The organism is Lacicoccus kunmingensis DSM 17847 (assembly GCF_059568765.1).
Genome location: NZ_JCANUC010000012.1, coordinates 1 through 16,950 on the forward strand (window position 1 = coordinate 1; position 16,950 = coordinate 16,950).

At 39.1% G+C, this 16,950-nt stretch carries 19 protein-coding genes and 2 riboswitches; of the genes, 10 read left to right on the forward strand and 9 right to left on the reverse strand.

Annotated elements, in window-relative coordinates; all coding sequences use genetic code 11:
• The first annotated feature begins 279 nt into the window (after positions 1-279).
• The 4 genes from fdhD (at position 280) to thiE (ending at position 3,611) form a co-directional block, all read left to right on the forward strand.
• On the forward strand, positions 280-1,068 hold the full coding sequence (gene fdhD, locus BO48_RS11245) for a formate dehydrogenase accessory sulfurtransferase FdhD (RefSeq protein WP_496367546.1): 789 nt from the start codon (positions 280-282) through the stop codon (positions 1,066-1,068).
• Positions 1,069-1,137: 69 nt separating this feature from the next.
• A riboswitch (TPP riboswitch) is annotated at positions 1,138-1,259 on the forward strand.
• Positions 1,260-1,407: 148 nt separating this feature from the next.
• The gene (gene thiD / locus BO48_RS11250; protein WP_496367547.1) at positions 1,408-2,208 is read left to right on the forward strand and encodes a bifunctional hydroxymethylpyrimidine kinase/phosphomethylpyrimidine kinase; all 801 of its coding nucleotides are present in this window, start codon (positions 1,408-1,410) and stop codon (positions 2,206-2,208) included.
• Positions 2,209-2,212: 4 nt separating this feature from the next.
• Positions 2,213-2,995 carry a hydroxyethylthiazole kinase gene (gene thiM / locus BO48_RS11255; RefSeq protein WP_496367548.1) on the forward strand — a complete coding sequence of 261 codons (783 nt, stop codon included), beginning with the start codon at positions 2,213-2,215 and terminating at the stop codon, positions 2,993-2,995.
• Positions 2,988-3,611 carry a thiamine phosphate synthase gene (gene thiE, locus BO48_RS11260; RefSeq protein WP_496367549.1) on the forward strand — a complete coding sequence of 208 codons (624 nt, stop codon included), beginning with the start codon at positions 2,988-2,990 and terminating at the stop codon, positions 3,609-3,611. The genes thiM and thiE overlap by 8 nt, the downstream gene beginning before the upstream one ends.
• Before the next feature lie 31 nt (positions 3,612-3,642).
• Here the strand turns inward: thiE and BO48_RS11265 are convergent, their stop codons facing one another.
• The 4 genes from BO48_RS11265 to BO48_RS11280 all read right to left on the reverse strand — a co-directional run bounded on the left by BO48_RS11265 (position 3,643) and on the right by BO48_RS11280 (position 5,603).
• Entirely contained in the window at positions 3,643-4,428 is a 786-nt protein-coding gene (locus BO48_RS11265; protein WP_496367550.1) for an N-acetylglucosaminidase, read from the reverse strand.
• Positions 4,429-4,492: 64 nt separating this feature from the next.
• Positions 4,493-5,035, reverse strand: a complete 543-nt coding sequence (locus BO48_RS11270) for an NADPH-dependent FMN reductase (protein WP_496367551.1) — start codon at positions 5,033-5,035, stop codon at positions 4,493-4,495.
• A 106-nt stretch (positions 5,036-5,141) separates the two neighbouring features.
• The gene (locus tag BO48_RS11275) at positions 5,142-5,324 is read right to left on the reverse strand and encodes a hypothetical protein (RefSeq protein WP_496367552.1); all 183 of its coding nucleotides are present in this window, start codon (positions 5,322-5,324) and stop codon (positions 5,142-5,144) included.
• 90 nt (positions 5,325-5,414) lie between these two features.
• Positions 5,415-5,603 (reverse strand): hypothetical protein, encoded by a 189-nt coding sequence (locus BO48_RS11280; RefSeq protein WP_496367553.1) that lies wholly within the window; start codon positions 5,601-5,603, stop codon positions 5,415-5,417.
• 119 nt (positions 5,604-5,722) lie between these two features.
• Between BO48_RS11280 and BO48_RS11285 the strand changes: the two genes are divergently transcribed.
• From BO48_RS11285 to BO48_RS11295, 3 genes are all read left to right on the forward strand, one after another.
• Entirely contained in the window at positions 5,723-7,081 is a 1,359-nt protein-coding gene (locus BO48_RS11285; RefSeq protein ID WP_496367554.1) for an aldehyde dehydrogenase, read from the forward strand.
• A 124-nt stretch (positions 7,082-7,205) separates the two neighbouring features.
• A riboswitch (SAM riboswitch) is annotated at positions 7,206-7,303 on the forward strand.
• Positions 7,304-7,359: 56 nt separating this feature from the next.
• On the forward strand, positions 7,360-8,637 hold the full coding sequence (locus tag BO48_RS11290) for an O-acetylhomoserine aminocarboxypropyltransferase/cysteine synthase family protein (protein ID WP_496367555.1): 1,278 nt from the start codon (positions 7,360-7,362) through the stop codon (positions 8,635-8,637).
• Positions 8,637-9,554 (forward strand): homoserine O-succinyltransferase, encoded by a 918-nt coding sequence (locus BO48_RS11295; RefSeq protein WP_496367556.1) that lies wholly within the window; start codon positions 8,637-8,639, stop codon positions 9,552-9,554. Before BO48_RS11290 ends, BO48_RS11295 begins: the two co-directional genes overlap by 1 nt.
• Before the next feature lie 30 nt (positions 9,555-9,584).
• Here the strand turns inward: BO48_RS11295 and BO48_RS11300 are convergent, their stop codons facing one another.
• Together BO48_RS11300 and aroF are read right to left on the reverse strand one after the other, a co-directional pair.
• Positions 9,585-9,878 carry a chorismate mutase gene (locus tag BO48_RS11300; protein WP_496367557.1) on the reverse strand — a complete coding sequence of 98 codons (294 nt, stop codon included), beginning with the start codon at positions 9,876-9,878 and terminating at the stop codon, positions 9,585-9,587.
• Between the two features lie 18 nt (positions 9,879-9,896).
• Entirely contained in the window at positions 9,897-10,934 is a 1,038-nt protein-coding gene (gene aroF, locus BO48_RS11305; protein ID WP_496367558.1) for a 3-deoxy-7-phosphoheptulonate synthase, read from the reverse strand.
• A gap of 417 nt (positions 10,935-11,351) precedes the next feature.
• Between aroF and BO48_RS11310 the strand changes: the two genes are divergently transcribed.
• Both BO48_RS11310 and argF read left to right on the forward strand, forming a co-directional pair.
• Complete coding sequence (locus tag BO48_RS11310) at positions 11,352-12,212, forward strand: prephenate dehydrogenase (protein WP_496367559.1); 861 nt, start codon at positions 11,352-11,354, stop codon at positions 12,210-12,212.
• 185 nt (positions 12,213-12,397) lie between these two features.
• Positions 12,398-13,402, forward strand: coding sequence for an ornithine carbamoyltransferase (gene argF / locus BO48_RS11315; protein WP_496367635.1), 1,005 nt, complete (start codon positions 12,398-12,400; stop codon positions 13,400-13,402).
• 58 nt (positions 13,403-13,460) lie between these two features.
• Here the strand turns inward: argF and BO48_RS11320 are convergent, their stop codons facing one another.
• From BO48_RS11320 to BO48_RS11330, 3 genes are all read right to left on the reverse strand, one after another.
• On the reverse strand, positions 13,461-13,712 hold the full coding sequence (locus BO48_RS11320; protein WP_496367636.1) for an AI-2E family transporter: 252 nt from the start codon (positions 13,710-13,712) through the stop codon (positions 13,461-13,463).
• Positions 13,713-13,768: 56 nt separating this feature from the next.
• Complete coding sequence (locus tag BO48_RS11325; RefSeq protein WP_496367560.1) at positions 13,769-14,158, reverse strand: AI-2E family transporter; 390 nt, start codon at positions 14,156-14,158, stop codon at positions 13,769-13,771.
• Between the two features lie 423 nt (positions 14,159-14,581).
• The gene (locus BO48_RS11330) at positions 14,582-15,433 is read right to left on the reverse strand and encodes a hypothetical protein (protein ID WP_496367561.1); all 852 of its coding nucleotides are present in this window, start codon (positions 15,431-15,433) and stop codon (positions 14,582-14,584) included.
• A 352-nt stretch (positions 15,434-15,785) separates the two neighbouring features.
• Here BO48_RS11330 and BO48_RS11335 point away from each other — a divergent pair, with 352 nt between their 5' ends.
• Positions 15,786-16,877, forward strand: coding sequence for a PLP-dependent transferase (locus tag BO48_RS11335; protein WP_496367562.1), 1,092 nt, complete (start codon positions 15,786-15,788; stop codon positions 16,875-16,877).
• Positions 16,878-16,950 lie beyond the last annotated feature (73 nt).

A 16,950-nucleotide genomic window follows, 5' to 3' on the forward strand; every position in this document is an offset into this window, starting at 1 on the left:
GCAGTCTGTCCAAAAACAGATCCGATTTGGATATTCATACTGAAACACCGTTCAAAATAAGACAATGACTTTGATTTTGCCAAGTTAATAGAGAAAATCTCAGAAATCATATGATTTTGACTCAATTGAGGATTCAACTGGGAAGTATGAATAATTCAGGTTATCATATAAAATGTATTTGTTTGCTATAATGGAGTATATATGTTCGTCACAATTGCGACAATACATTTTGTCTAAATTGTGAAATGTTTTCGAAAATATTTTTAAAGAGGTAATAAAATGGAAATAACGACACACAGAAAAATTGTCAGATACCAGGACAGGCAATTTTCTGATATAGATGATGTAGTCGCAGAGGAATTCCCGTTGACTATTTATATAAACGATATTGAGTTTGCCACCCTCGTCTGCTCTCCAGAACATCTGCAGGAGCTGGTCATAGGTTTCCTTGCGTCTGAAGGCGCAATCAGATCTTATAAAGACATCAAGTCCATCAACCTTGATGACAGAGGCGGATTCTGTCATATAAAGCTGAATAAATCGATTCCTACAGACCACTTCCAGTATTCCAAACGTATACTCGGCTCATGCTGTGGTAAAAGCCGTCAATTCTACTTTCAGAATGATGTGGACACTGCCAAAGTATCCATGAGTAAGACGACATTGAATCCGGAACAGATAAGCAGACTGATGATTGAAATGCAGACGACAAGCACAATTTTCAAGGAAACCGGCGGCATTCATAATGCAAGTCTCGGAAGCTCTGAAGGCACTGTCGTTCACCGTGGTGATATCGGCCGTCATAACGCTCTGGATAAATTGTACGGCTACTGCGTTGAAAATAATATTTCTGTCAGAGATAAAATACTTGTATTCAGCGGCCGGATTTCATCTGAAGTTTTGACAAAAGCCGCTAAAATAGGTGTTGGAATCGTTCTGAGCAAGTCCGCACCTACAGATCTCGCAGTCGAATTGGCGCATGATCTGAATATTACAGCAGTCGGATTTGTAAGAGGCAATTCATTCAATATCTACAGTCATCCATGGCGTATAAAAGAAAGTGAATAACTTTCAAGTGTATAACCAAGTCAGTTGACTTACATGCTTTACACATTTATCATAAAACTAAGTAAATAACAGTACCACTAGGGGTGCATTTAGCTGAGATAGCAGATTTCTGATAAGCAATTATCAGGAAGTGCTGATCCCTTCGACTTGATCTGGGTAATTCTAGCGTAAGGAAGTGGTTTAGTACATAAATATCAAACAGCTAACCAAATATATTTCTATAGACTATGATGCTCTTTTGGTGTGTGCTGTTATTTATATTACTAAGCCCGCTTCTGCAATGATTTCATTGCCGGAAACGGGCTTTTTATTTTCTATAAAAGGAAGGATGGAGAGGAAATGGCACAAGGTTTACCAATTGCTCTGACGGTTGCAGGAACTGACCCTACAGGCGGCGCCGGTGTTCTGGCAGATATAAAATCTTTTCACTCAAGAGAGGTTTACGGCATGTCGGCAGTCACCTCGCTCACGGCACAAAATACGTTGGGGGTACAGGATGTATTTCATGTCCCCGCAGACTTTCTGGAAGCACAGCTTGAAAGTATATTTTCCGATGAAATTCCTAATGCAATGAAAAGCGGCATGATTGCCACTGAAGAGATGATGAAAGTTTTAAAGGATTACGTCACCAAATATGAAATTCCGCTCGTCATCGATCCGGTCATGATTTCAACATCCGGTCATAACCTGATCAGTGAAGATGCGATAGATTACTTGAAGAATGAACTGCTCCCCGTCGCCTTGACGGTGACTCCAAATATTATGGAAGCGGAAAAGCTTACAGGGGTCGATATCGAAAACGAAGAAGATGTAAGAAAAGCTGCCAAAGTATTCATTGAAGATATCGGCGTGAACAGCGTCATCATAAAGGGGGGGCACTTGAAAGGCGCAGCCGTTGATTACCTGTTTGAAAAAGATAATGAGAGCAGTCTGTCCTCTGACAGAGTGGACACCAATCATACCCATGGAACAGGTTGTACATTTTCAGCAGTCATTACGGCAGAACTGGCTAAAGGTAAATCTTTGGATGATGCTTTCCACATCGGTAAAAATTATATAACCAAAGCCATAGAAGAAACTCCGGAAATCGGCAGAGGCGACGGACCGATAAACCATTTTGCTTATAAAGGAGAATTATAAAATTATGCCATTTATTAAAACACTGCGTGAAGAACCGCCGCTGATTGTGTGCATAACAAACGATGTCGTTAAAAACTTTACTGCCAATGGACTGATTGCCCTCGGTGCATCACCAATTATGAGCGGTGAAAAAGACGAGGCGGAATCACTGATGAAAGTTGCCCACGGATTGTTGATTAATATTGGAACAGCAGACGCACATAAAAAAGAACTGATGTCAGAAATGATTGCCCAGGCAAATAAAAATAACGTTCCTGTAGTATTGGATCCGGTCGGTTATGGTGCCTCCTCCTTCAGAAAAAACCTTGTTGATGAACTGATAGAAAAATACGATATAGACTTCATCAAAGGAAACAGAAGTGAAATGCTCGCTTTATCAGGTGCAGAAGGCACTTCACGAGGCGTGGATTCCACTGAGGAAAGCGATGCGCTTGAAATCGCTGAAAATACCTTCCGTAAATATGAAATACCTGTTCTGGTCACAGGTGAAACAGACGCGGTCGTTACACATGATCAAAAATACACTCTTCATAATGGTCATTATCTGCAAGGCAAGATAACGGGGTCCGGATGCCTTCTCGGCGCTGTCATACTGGCCTTCATCGCCACAAATAACGATGTAAATAACGCTGTTGGCAATGCCGTAAGCTACTATAATCTTTGTGCCGAATCAGCAGCAGAGAAAAACACCGCCGGTCCAGGCACTTTCCTGCCAAATTATATCGATGCGCTGTATTTAAATGATGATGATATCTTAAAAGACAAGGTTGTTAAAATCCATGAATAAAGCTGATTTAAGACTTTATTTTATTTATGGCTCAAATAGCGGAGAGACAAACACAAGCCTTTCCATTATAGAACAGGCATTACAGAGCGGAATCACTTTATTCCAACTGCGGGAAAAAGGACAAGGGGCCCTGACAGGAGAAGCGCTTAAAGACTTTGCTCTTTCAGTACAGGAGCTGACCGCCAGGTACAATGTGCCCTTTATTATTAACGATGATGTAGAGCTGGCACTGGCAGTGAAAGCCGACGGTATCCATATCGGTCAGGATGATATGGACCCTGACAGTTTGCCTGCATATTTCGATGATAAGTTGGTGGGTCTGTCTGTACGCGATGAAACCGAACTTGCCGCAAGCAACCTCGACAATGTCAGTTACATCGGTACAGGTCCAGTATTTCCAACAGGGTCCAAAGACGATGCGGGGGATGCGATAGGTGTTTCCGGGCTGAAGTTGATGCGCCAAAAGATAGGACAGCTGCCGATGGTCGCCATCGGCGGAATAACAGAAAGCAACTATACCGATTGCATTTCTAACGGTGCGGATGGCATCTCAGTAATTTCAGCAATTGCCGAATCAGATGACATTGATCATACCGTCCGTAATTTTTTAGATTAAAAAAACGTCGCCATTAAATGATGGTGACGTTTTAATCTTCATTACGGTATTCCGTATACTCCATTTTTCCAGTATTTAAATTATATTCATTATAATATGAGGACATTATATCAGCGATGATAACCGGCCATCTGATGTCCGTAGCATATTGATGATTGCCCGGATTTTCAGGGTTCCATCTCATTTTATATAACGTATTTTGATAATTGTTGACATAATTATCACTTATGAACTCTGCGCCGCCCAGTATAGCCGCTTCAGGAGACGTCCAGTTTACCTGCTCAGCGTAACTCGCCCCCGCTTCCACTGCTTGTTTATCAAAAGCACCGATGCCGAAAAAATTGTAATAGGTTTCATCTGTTTTAATGCCCTGCGCCAGTTCCGACTGACCATTCCCGGTCTCCAGTTGCGCATGGCTGATCAAGTACAGCACATTGATATCATGTATATTTTGAGCTTCCAAAAAAGTTTCTCCATGGTTTTCAAGTACGCCCTTGCCCTCCAATATCTCATTCAAGATTTCAGTTTCGGCATCCACTTTATCGCGCAAATCCATATGCTGCAGAGGATAATGGTCTTTATCGGTACTCATATATTCTCTGATTTGGTTTTCGTCAGCATCCGTCAACTCGCCATCTTCAATGGTGACATCCTGCGTATTTTTCTCCATATGAGCTGAAACAGCTTCATCAAATGTATATTCAGACTGATAATTTCTATTGCCTGTTGTTTCCGAAACGATAAATGCTATGACAAAAATCCCCATGATGGCACTCAACAACAATAATGGCAAATCGTCTTTATCTTTATTCAACATATTTTTTATCCTTTTCCTTTGTATACTTGTATGGCATAAAAGCAATACCATAAAAAAGTAAGCATCAAATATGATGCTTACTTTTAGTCATACCCGCGAGTGAGATTAATGAATCCACCATCTTGCCGATTCTTTGCTTCATCTCATTACTTAGTTCGCTATACTTGCCATTTTCATCTTTCTTATAATCGGAACTGCTTGCACAGAGCTGGGTCGGCAGAGCCAGCGCATGCAGTCCTCTCATTACTATTCTCAGCTGGGCCAGCGGATCTGTGTTCCGCATACCGCCGCTTGTACAGTACAGGGCGACCGGCTTTTCTTCAAACTGATCAAATGATAAATGGTCCAAAGCATTTTTCAATATCCCTGAAAATGAAGTATGGAAGTTCGGCGTTCCAATTATTATGGCATCCGCTTTAGTCGCAATCTGTTTAAATTCCTCAAGTTCTTTTGTACCAGGATGCCCGAGTAATGGAATATCCCATTGGCATAAATCAATTATTTCCACGTGGTTTTCAGGCTGTTCAATCTGAGCTTTTATTTCTTCTGCTAAAAAAGCTGTACTTGAACCTGGAAATGGACTCCCGGAAATAATCAGCAGATTCATAAGTTTGCTCCTTTATAAAAAATATTTAGTATATTAATAATAACATTTTTCATACAGCTATTCACATACGTCAAAAGAAGTAAAAAAAAAAGAGACTTTATCAGTCTCAGTTCATCAATTTATGATTCAATTCCTGCAACTTACCTAATGTATCTTCTGGTAAATCTTCGAGTTTTATTTCTTCGTCAACAATTTTCTGTGCTAAGTTCATATCGACACCTACAGCTCGACTGATTTGGTATGCAGTTAGTTTTTCCACGAGGAGTGAAAGGTTCAATTCAGTGTTCATAATGTCACCTTCTTCATAAGTATCGAAATATCAATAACTTATTATACCACAGATTCCATGAACTTCAACTATATGCTCAATACATTCAATTCATTTCTCGACATGCCCGAACAACGCATTTTCCAAATGATGAATTTTATTGATCACTTCCGGACTGAAGTCCGAAACATCAATTTCTTCATTCAAAACAGCTTCGACCTGTTCTATTGTTATTTCTAAAGCTTCGCTTAGTTGATAGGTTGTTAAACTGCCTTTTAAAATATTAAACTTATCGTTCATGAGCATCACCTTTTATTGTTAAGTACTATTAATTATAGGAAGTTATTAATAAAATGCAATATTTTCTTCTTTAATTAACAATTTTTAAATCGGGTAACCAGTCTATAAGGAGTGAGTATATGTACGAATCTATATTTAATAAGCAAAAACAATTTTTCCAAACTAAGGAAACATTGTCATTAGACGTCCGGATTAAAGCGTTGAAACAGCTTAAAGACGCAATCAAATTTTATGAAGATGATTTGTTGTTTGCTATGAAAGCAGATTTCAACAAAAACGAAAGCGATGCTTTCTTAACAGAAATTGGAATTGTCTACAGTGAAATAAATTTCCACCTTAAACACTTATCCGTGTGGGCAGAACCTGTCAATGTAAAAACACCGGTGACCCATTTCGGCTCGAAGTCTACAATTTACAAAGAGCCTTATGGTGTTACATTGATTATTTCTCCGTGGAATTATCCTTTCAATCTCGCTCTTGCACCGCTGGTCGGCGCACTGAGCGCAGGCAACACTGCCATATTGAAGCCTTCTGAGCATACGCCACATGTATCGGAGGTCATTACAAAAGTGATTGGTCTTGCCTTACCTGAAAAATATGTCACATCAATAGAAGGCGGCATTGAAACCAACCAGCAGCTTTTAAGTCTGCCTTTTGATTATATATTCTACACAGGCAGTTCACACGTCGGTAAAGTTGTGATGGAAGCCGCTTCAAAAAATTTAACACCTGTGACTCTCGAGCTGGGTGGTAAGTCTCCGAGCATCGTCACAAAAGATGCCAACTTGAAATATGCGGCAAAAAGAATCGTATGGGGCAAATTTATGAATGCCGGCCAGACTTGTGTGGCTACAGACTATATTTATGTAGATAACAGTGTTAAAGATCAGCTGACTAAACACTTAAAACATTATACTCATAAATTTTATAATAAAGAATTTGAACAACAGAATTATATGCAGATTATAAACAATGATCATTTCGAACGTGTCCATAATTACATTCAAGGTGACATTGCCTATGGCGGGCGCAGTCATAAATCCAAACGGATGATTGAGCCAACGATTATTCAAAATGCCGATTTCAGCCATCCTGCGATGGAAGAAGAAATATTCGGCCCTGTCCTGCCCGTTCTCGGTTATGACAATCTGGAAAAAGCATTGATTGATATCAGAGATCTGCCCGATCCTCTGGCACTGTATGTTTTTACCGAAAATAAAAAAACTGCACAGCATGTCATAAACAGCATACCTTTCGGCGGCGGTGCCATCAACGATACAATGTATCATCTGGCCACACCCCACCTGCCGTTCGGGGGCCGGGGAAACAGCGGTATGGGGAAATATCATGGGCGTTATTCCTTCGATACGTTCAGTCACTCCAAAAGCATACTGAAACAGACGACTTTATTCGATATTCCGTTACGTTATCCTACCTATAAAAAATTTCAGAAACTGTTGAAATACATCTGGAAATAAGGCGATACAGGGAGTAACGCATAGCGTTACTCTTCGCCCCTCCATTTTTCAGATTATTTTTAATCTTGTAAATTATTTGACAAAACAGACTTTGGGATGTAACATTAGAAAAAATATTAAATATAGCTTATCAAGAGTGACGGAGGGGACTGGCCCGACGAAGTCCGGCAACCTTTTAAGTAAGGTGCTAATTCCAGCCGGGAATCCCCCGGAAGATGAGCAGATATGAGTCTGCTAAATTTTAGCAGGCTCTTTTATTTACTAAGGAGGAAATATTAATGTCAAAAGATTTTAAGTTCGAAACTAAGCAATTACATTCAGGTCAGGTGGTCGATTCCGAAACAAAGTCCCGCGCACTCCCAATCTATCAAACAACATCTTATGTTTTTGATGATACTGAGCACGGTGCCAACCTTTTCGGATTATCAGAAGCAGGTAATATATATACACGTATAACAAATCCAACATCCGCAGCACTCGAAACAAGAGTTGCGGAGCTGGAAGGCGGAACAGCAGGGCTCGCAGTAGCTTCCGGTATGGCTGCCATCACTTATGCCATCCAGGGTGTGGCCGACGCCGGCGACCATATTATTTCAACGACTAGCCTGTACGGCGGAACGCACACTTTATTTACACACACTTTCAAAAAATTTGGAATTGATGTGTCCTTAGTAAATACTAAAGATATAAATAATGTTTCACGTGAAATAAAAGACAATACTAAAGCGATATTTGTTGAAACAATCGGCAATCCGGAAGGTAACATCGAGGATCTGGAAGCATTGTCAAAAATCGCACAGGATAATAATATTGTTTTAATTGTGGACAATACATTTGCAACACCATATCTGTGCCGTCCGATTGAGCACGGTGCAAATATCGTCATTCACTCAGCCACTAAATTTTTAGGCGGCCATGGTACATCAATCGGCGGTGTCATTGTCGACGGCGGGAATTTTGATTGGAATAATGGAAAGTACCCAGGATTCAGTGAACCTGATAATTCCTATCATGGACTGGTTTTCGCTGACACATTCGGCGATCAGGCTTTTGCATATAAAATCAGAACAACTCTGTTAAGAGATACCGGCGCTGCCATTTCACCATTCAACTCTTTCCTTCTGACTCAAGGTATAGAAACACTTTCCCTAAGAATGGAAAGACATGTTGAGAACGCAGCTAAAGTCGCTGATTATCTGGCCAACCATGAAAAAGTTGAATGGATTGATTTTGCAGGTCTGTCAGACAGTCCTTACAAGCAATTACAAGAAAAATATCTGCCAAAAGGCGCAGGGTCCATATTCACTTTCGGAGTCAAAGGCGGCTATGAAGCGGGCAAGAAGTTCATTGAATCACTCGAGCTGTTTTCAATGCTTGCGAACGTGGGCGATGCAAAATCTCTTGTTGTTCACCCGGCGTCCACTACTCACGCACAGTTGACCGAAGAACAGCAGCTGGCAGGCGGTGTAAAACCGGAAACAGTGCGCCTTTCTATCGGTCTTGAGCATATAGATGATATACTTGATGATATCAATAAAGGTCTGGATGCGATTTAATGCCAATAAAAATAGTTGAAGGATTACCGGTTAAAAAAAGGTTAGAACAGGAAAATGTATTTACAATTGATGCTTCCAGGGCAACGACACAGGACATTCGTCCGATCAGAATTTTAATTTTAAATCTAATGCCTAAAAAAGAAGAGACGGAGTTGCATCTGTTAAGACTTCTCGGCAATACACCACTGCAGATAGATATTGAGTTTTTATATACTGAGACACACAAAAGTAAAAACACCCCGACCAGTCATCTTCATAAATATTACAGGACTTTCGATGAAATTAAGGAGGAGCGCTTTGACGGCATGATTGTCACCGGCGCTCCGGTCGAAAAACTGGACTTTAACCAGGTTGATTATATTAATGAGTTGGAAGCCATTCTGAAATGGTCGGAAACATATGTGTTCTCAAGATTTTTCATATGCTGGGGTGCCCAGCATGCTCTGAATTACTACTATCAGTTTGATAAAATCATGCTGTCTAGTAAATTATTCGGCATTTTCAAATATAAGAACATTCTGCCGACCCACCCTTTGATGAGAGGCTTTGATGATCAGTTCGAAGTGCCCCATTCAAGGCATACCAGAATGGATTTCTCTACTCTGGACAGACATCCGGAATTGAAGGTACTGTCGGTCCATCCTGATTTTGGACCCGACATACTCAGTACCGAAGACAGTAGAGATCTTTATATATTCGGACATTTGGAATATGAACGCAATACCTTGAATAATGAGTACATCAGAGACATTGAAAAAGGGGCAGATATCGGCATGCCCCATAACTACTTCCCGGACGATGACTCAAATAACGAACCTTACTTCAACTGGAAATCACATGGCCACTTATTGTTCAATAATTGGCTGAATGAAACTTATCAGAACACATATTATGATTTAAATGATTTAGGGAAATAAAGAACTCAGGTCCAGTGGACCTGAGTTTTTTTATGATTTGTGGGAAACTTTCATATGATTAATACTATCATTTTGATGCTTTCTGGAGAGTCCCATGAGATTTTTAATAAATAATTCACCATAGAGTTTCAAACTCTGATTTTCTATTAGAGCTACATTTTTATCAATCACTTGTTTTTCACGTGATGAGTCGAATACAGCAATATCCCGAGCATACTTATATTGAGCTATCTCTTCTGATATCTGCATTCTTCTTTCAAACAGACGCATTAACTCCTGGTCAATTTCATCAATTTCTTTACGCAACATATCATGTTTCGTCATGGGTACTCCTCCTTATCATTATTTTTGAACGATAGTGTCATTCGTAATAGTCTTACCTTCCATTTCTGCAAGGATGTTGATGTGCTGCATCAAGTCTTTGAATTCTGCAGGTGTCAGACACTGCTGGCCGTCACTCCATGCATTTTCAGGATCCTGGTGCACTTCTATCTGAAGTCCGTTCGCACCGGATACAACAGCTGATTTAGCCATGGAAGGAATGACGTATCTTGTTCCTGCCGCGTGGGATGGGTCAATCACTATCGGCAAGTGGGATTCTTTTTGAATCACTGGTACAGCCTGAAGGTCAAGCGTGTTACGTGTCGCTGTTTCAAAAGTACGGATACCTCTTTCACAAAAGATTACGTTGTCATTTCCGCCTGCCATGATGTACTCAGCAGACATTAACCACTCCTGGATAGTTGCAGACATACCTCGCTTAAGAAGAACCGGCTTATTCGTCTGACCAAGTACTTTAAGCAGGTCGAAGTTAGACATATTACGTGCACCAACCTGGATTACATCCACCATATCAACGAACTCATCGATATATTCGGTACCCATCAGTTCAGATACGATAGGCAGGCCTGTTTCCTGCTTAGCTGTATTAAGTATACGCAGTCCTTCAATACCCAGTCCCTGGAAGCTGTATGGTGAAGTACGCGGCTTGAACGCTCCACCTCTTAAAGTGTTGGCACCGGCATCTTTAAGCTGTTTTGCAAGTGCTACAGTATCCTCTTCGTTCTCGACAGAGCAAGGACCAGCACATACCATGAAATGACTGCCGCCGACTTTCACTCCATCTATATCAATAACACTGTCATCTTCGTGGAACCTTCGGTTCGCTTTCTTATATGGTGACTGGATTCTGTATACCGCCTTCACTATTCTGTATTTTTTGAAGTCATTCTCGTCTACCCGGGAAGTATCTCCAATAAGTCCAATTATTGTTCTTCTTTCCCCGTCAGAACGGTGTACACGAAAACCCGCTTCTTCAATATTTGAAACTAACATTTCAATCTCTGTTTCTTTGGCATCATGCGTAACATGAATAATCATAATAAAAAACCTCCCATAATTTTTAAAAAAATAAAACTGCCACTTAATATTAAATAAGTGGCAGTTGTTGAAATAATATACTAGTCCGAGTCTCCAGCCACTTATTTTAAAATGGCTAGACATTACAAAATGCTTTAGCCATCATTGATACAAACTTTGGTTAGTTTTACGTTTGTACGCAATGATGAGTACAAACGGCATCAAAAATAGCTAAAGTAAAATCGATTATTAATTTGTTGTTCGGTTAATCTGTTCAACATAGTAATCGCTCCAATTTGTAATGTGGTTGATTGCAATTATATTGGGTAATGATTTCTTTGTCAACCCAAAATATTAAAATGTTCAGACTTTTAAAAATCTTGTCGTTTATTTACTTTAGCTATATACTCAAAAGTATAATCATATTGGAGGAATTACATGAATATAGTCATCATTGGCCTAGGAAATATCGGCGGTTCATTTGCACAGGCTATACAAAAGCATACAGAAGGACATGATGTATATGCCATAGACGTTGATGAAGAAACGCTCCGGTCAGCAGAAGAACAAGGTCTGATAAAAAAAGGATATACAAACCCCAAAGACATCATTCCTGAAGCGAATTTTATACTTTTTGCAGTGTATCCAAAAGTTATTGTAAATATTATCGATCAGTACTATTCACTTTTCCAGGAAAATACGATCATTAATGATGTCACAGGTGTTAAAAGGAAGGTCATTGAAGAAATAGAAAATAAGCTGCCTCCAAAAGTTGATTTCATATTTGGCCATCCCATGGCCGGCCGTGAAAATCGCGGGCTCAAATACGCGAGCAGCGAAGTTTTCATCGGTGCCAACTATTTGATTACACCGACAAAAAGAAACAAGCCTGAAAATATACAGTTATTAAAAGAGTTTCTGACCCTTATCGGCTTCAGTAATATTACCGAGATTTCTCCTGAGTTTCACGATGAAGTCATAGGGTTTACGAGTCAGCTGGCGCACGTTATCGCAATTTCTTTAATCAACAGTGATGATATAAACCGAAATACAAAAAAATATACAGGAGACAGCTACCGCGACTTGACGAGGATTACAAACATCAATGATAAACTGTGGCCCGAGCTTTTTATTATGAATAAGGACTATCTCCAGAAACATATCGATGAATTTAAGTTACAGCTTGAAAAATTATCGACGGCAATTGAGGACGAAGATATAGACACTATGGAACAAATGATGGTCGAATCCCGCAAAAGATATCAGGATCTGCATAATATCGAGATCCCCGAAGAATGAAAAAGTAAAACCAGCTCTGGTTTTGCTTTTTTTATTTTGTATATCTATAGATTCTAGAGCCTTTTAGACATCGAAATAAGTATCTTTATACATAAAACTAAATATTTATTTACATTCAGAACCTTTCTATGTATAATATGATTTATTAACGATTTAGGAGATGGTTACATGGGGCGGCAAAGCAAATAGAACTTAATAAATTTTACGGAAAAAGCTTTTTAAAGGAAATCGACTTTTCCAAAGATGATTTGGAAACTTTGATTAACTTTGCAGCAGATTTAAAAAAGAAAGAAAAACATGGTATCCCTCAGCGATTCATGAGTGGAAAGCATATTGCATTAATCTTTGAAAAGCAGTCTACACGTACACGTTCTGCATTTACAGTAGCAGCTACAAAACTTGGAGCAAATGTAGAATACCTGAACAAAAACGATATTCAACTCGGTTCCAAAGAATCAGTAGAGGACACAGCAAAAGTGCTCGGTGCAATGTTCGACGGTATTGCATACAGAGGTGATCATCAGGATACTGTTGAATCGCTTGGAGAACATGCGAACATTCCCATTTGGAATGCTTTGACTGATGAATGGCATCCAACACAGATGCTGGCTGACTTTTTAACCATTAAAGAACACCTGGGTACATACAAAGGTAAAACAATCACCTTTGTTGGAGACGGCAGAAATAATGTCGCTCATTCCTTACTGGTAACAGGAGCTATCCTTGGTGCCAACATTAACATCCTTGCGCCTGAGTCACTTCAACCGACGGTGTCAGTGCAAAAAATTGCTTACGATATTGCAAAAGCTTCGGGCAGTAAATTACTGATTACCTCAGATATAAAAAAGGGTGTTGCGAACAGTGATGTCGTATATACAGACGTATGGTGTTCAATGGGAGAAGAAGAAGCGCTCGATGAAAGAGTTAAACTGCTCGCCGATTATCAGGTCAACCAGGAATTGATGGATATGACAGACAAAAAAGATACTATCTTTTTACACTGTCTCCCTGCAATTCATGATAAATCAACAGATGTCGGCAAACTTGCCTATGAAAAATTTAATGTAGACGGACTTGAAGTCACTGATGATGTGTTCAGAAGTCCGGCCTCAAAAGTTTTTGATCAGGCTGAAAACAGGATGCATACAATTAAAGCATTAATTGCGGTAACCTGCGGCAATGTTCATTAATCAGAATGAAGAAATATATATAAAATCCCGTTTATAAATTAATATAAACGGGATTTTTTTATCTTTCTATAATATCGTTCAGCATTGTTGCTTTTATATCGTATCTATATTTAAAAATGTTTATAATCACCGCACGTAGTACTGCATATAATGGTATTGATAAAATTATCCCCCAGAACCCTGCCAAATTAGCAAATCCTATAATCAATGGCATAACAGTCAAAGGATGGATTGTCAGCTGTGTTGAAACTATCACCGGTGTCACCCACTTTGATTCCAGATAGCAGCTTATCAGAAAAATAACGCTGATTCATATCGTCATTGAGGATGACTGTACCAACGCAAAAGTCATGACTATAATGAATATTACCAATCGCCTAAAAATGGTATAACATTCAAAAATAACGCTAAAATTACAAGCACAATACCATATTCGACATTAAGAAGCACAAATCCTATGTATAAAAATAACGCTCTGATAATGCTGGCCATAAGTTGTCCCTGGATAAAGGCATTCAATACACCATCGATATCAACCAGCAGGCTAATTATAAATAATCTCATTTCTCCGGTGAATAGACCTGTTACACCTGGAATAAACTTTTCATGGTCTTTCAACATAAAAAATAAGAAAAACGGGATGATGATAATCATGAATAACGTTGAGATAGTGTTGATCACCAGACTCACTACATCCGTTATCGCACCTGAAAAGGAGTCACTCAAAACCATAATAATATTAGCGATAAATATCACAATGAAATCAGAAAGCGACTCTCTTTAAGTTATGACTTAACCTGCCATGCTCTCCAATTCCTGATGAAATTCCGGCCATCTAAAAATTAGTTTTTGGCTTTAGCTGACGATTATTGGTGCAGCAAAATACCCTATTATTCCGATGAATAATGATAATATAAGTATTATAATTAAAATACTCGATATTCTGTTTAGTCCATTTCTCTCTAAAAGTGTCTGAAAAGCCAAGGCGATTTAATACAAAAGACCTCCAAAAAGCAACGGTCTAAACAATGTATCCAACAAAGCTGCGAAAGGATAGAATATACTCGACACTTGCATGAGCAGCACTAACATGATGAGTACAAAAAGTATTGCCACAGCAAGTTAAAACCATCGTTTCTTAGTCAAGCCACTCTCCCCTTTGCAGTTTAAAATAAAACTTTATTTCTTAAACATTTTAAACAGGCTACTGAAGAACCCCTCTTTCTCTTCATCATTTTCATTGGACGACTGAGTGTTCTCCTGCTGCACGTCTTCATCACGATTCTCTCCTGATACACTTTCTTCCTCCTGGCTGAAATTCCTCATATCAACATTATTTTTTTCCTGATTTTCACTGACAGAAGGTGCTTCATCAACTGATTGTTCTTTCTCGGTATCATTTGGCTCTGCAGATTCATTTACATCCTTATAAATATCGTTATCTGTTTCGTCATTCTCAGTAGATTCAGCATTATTATCTGCGTTATCATCTTTACTTCCGATACCTTCAATTGAATCAACAGTCATCTCTGATACGCTATTTTCTGTAACGTTATTATCAGCGCTGTATTCTTCTGAAGCCGCGGTTTCAAGATATCGTTGGGAGTTATTTTGATCATATTGTTCCAAGCGTTCGACCAAATTACGTATATTATCTTTTAAATCTTTATTTTCATCCTGTATTGCATCTAATCTCTCTATTACATGGGTGAACATCTCTTTAATATCATTATCGTTGGATGTTGTGGAAACACCATGACCCGAAGCAGATATTATCTCACCTATTTCATTCACTATTTCATCAGCTGCAGATTCCAATGTATAACCTGGTTTCTTAGCCTTCGTAATTAATTCTCTCAGTATCAGTACATCATTTGCTGAAAACAAACGTCTATTGTGTTCATCTTTAGCCACCTCATATTTTCTATCTTCAAGCAGCCTCACATACTTTCGGACATTTTGATCAGATAAGTCAACCAATTCTGTAACTTGTGCAGTTGTGTAATAAACTGCCTGATTAAGTTCTTTCATCCTTATTACCTCCGGGTTAATCATTAATGTATATTATAACGACACTATACTCAAATAACCATGAACTCCCAGGTTTGACAATGAGAGAATAACGTTTTAGTAACGTTGATGCGACCGCCGTTACTAAATTTATTAAACCGCTATACATTAACATTTATAGCGTTATGATCATTAAGTTATGCATACCGTTTCAATAATAAACTAAATATATGTCATTTAATATCTATAGCGTTAATTATACTATAATTCCAGAGTTATTTAAATTGATTATTACTTATTCATATTGACTTTATTAAGAATCATTTGTATATTAATCCTAATATTCAAATCCTATCAGACTTGGAGGTATTAAATGGACACAAAACTTTCTCAATTATCATTAGTGAACGATCATACCGGAGCTACATCAAATCCAATATATTTGGCTACGGCTTATCAACACCCCAAATTAGGCGAATCGACAGGGTTTGACTATACGAGAACTAAAAACCCTACAAGATCTCAGTTTGAAGAATCATTCGCAGAATTGGAAGGCGGCACGCATTCTCTTGGTACTTCAAGTGGCATGGCTGCCATACAGCTTGTATGCAACCTTTTCAAACAGGATGATGAGATTCTGGTAAGCTTTGATTTATACGGCGGTACCTTCAGACTGTTTGACTTCTATACAAAACAATACAATGTTAAGTTCAAATATGTAGACTTCACTGATGTTGATGCGGTAAAAGAACAGATGACAAGCAATACAAAAGCCTTTTTCATAGAGCCTATTACTAATCCTTCAATGATGAAAGCTCCTTTGGATTCACTCATAAATATCGCTAAGGATAACGGTATAACCACCATAATAGATAACACTTTTCTGACACCTTACTTATCCCAACCGCTCAAGCAGGGCGCTGATATAGTGATTCATTCAGCCACTAAGTACATCGGTGGGCATAACGATGTATTGGGTGGCGTTGTAACGGTGAATAACGATGATTTGGGCAACAAACTGTCGGAATTTCATAATATGATAGGTGCGACTTTGTCCCCAATCGACAGCTACTTATTGATCAGAGGTTTAAAGACGCTGCACCTAAGAGTCGAGAGAGCCCAGGAAAATGCCGGTAAGCTCGCTGAATACTTTACTAATCATGACGCGATCAAAGATGTCTTATATTCCGGTCAGACCGGTATGTTAAGTCTAAGGCTCGAGGAAGGGTATAGTGTCGCTCAACTACTCGAAAGTGTTAAACTGTGTACATTTGCCGAGAGTCTAGGCGGTACAGAGACATTCATCACTTTTCCTTATACACAGACACATGCGGACATGCCTAAGGAAGAGTTGGAAGCAAGGGGCATCGACCAACAGTTAATTCGACTGTCAGTCGGCATAGAATCTTACGAAGATATAAGAAATGATCTGGAACAGGCGTTATCCAATAGTTATACTAAATAAAGAAAGAAGCGATTCGAATGTGACGTGCGCCTCAAAAGTTCAACTTTTGAGTTCACATCAATGAATCGCTTCT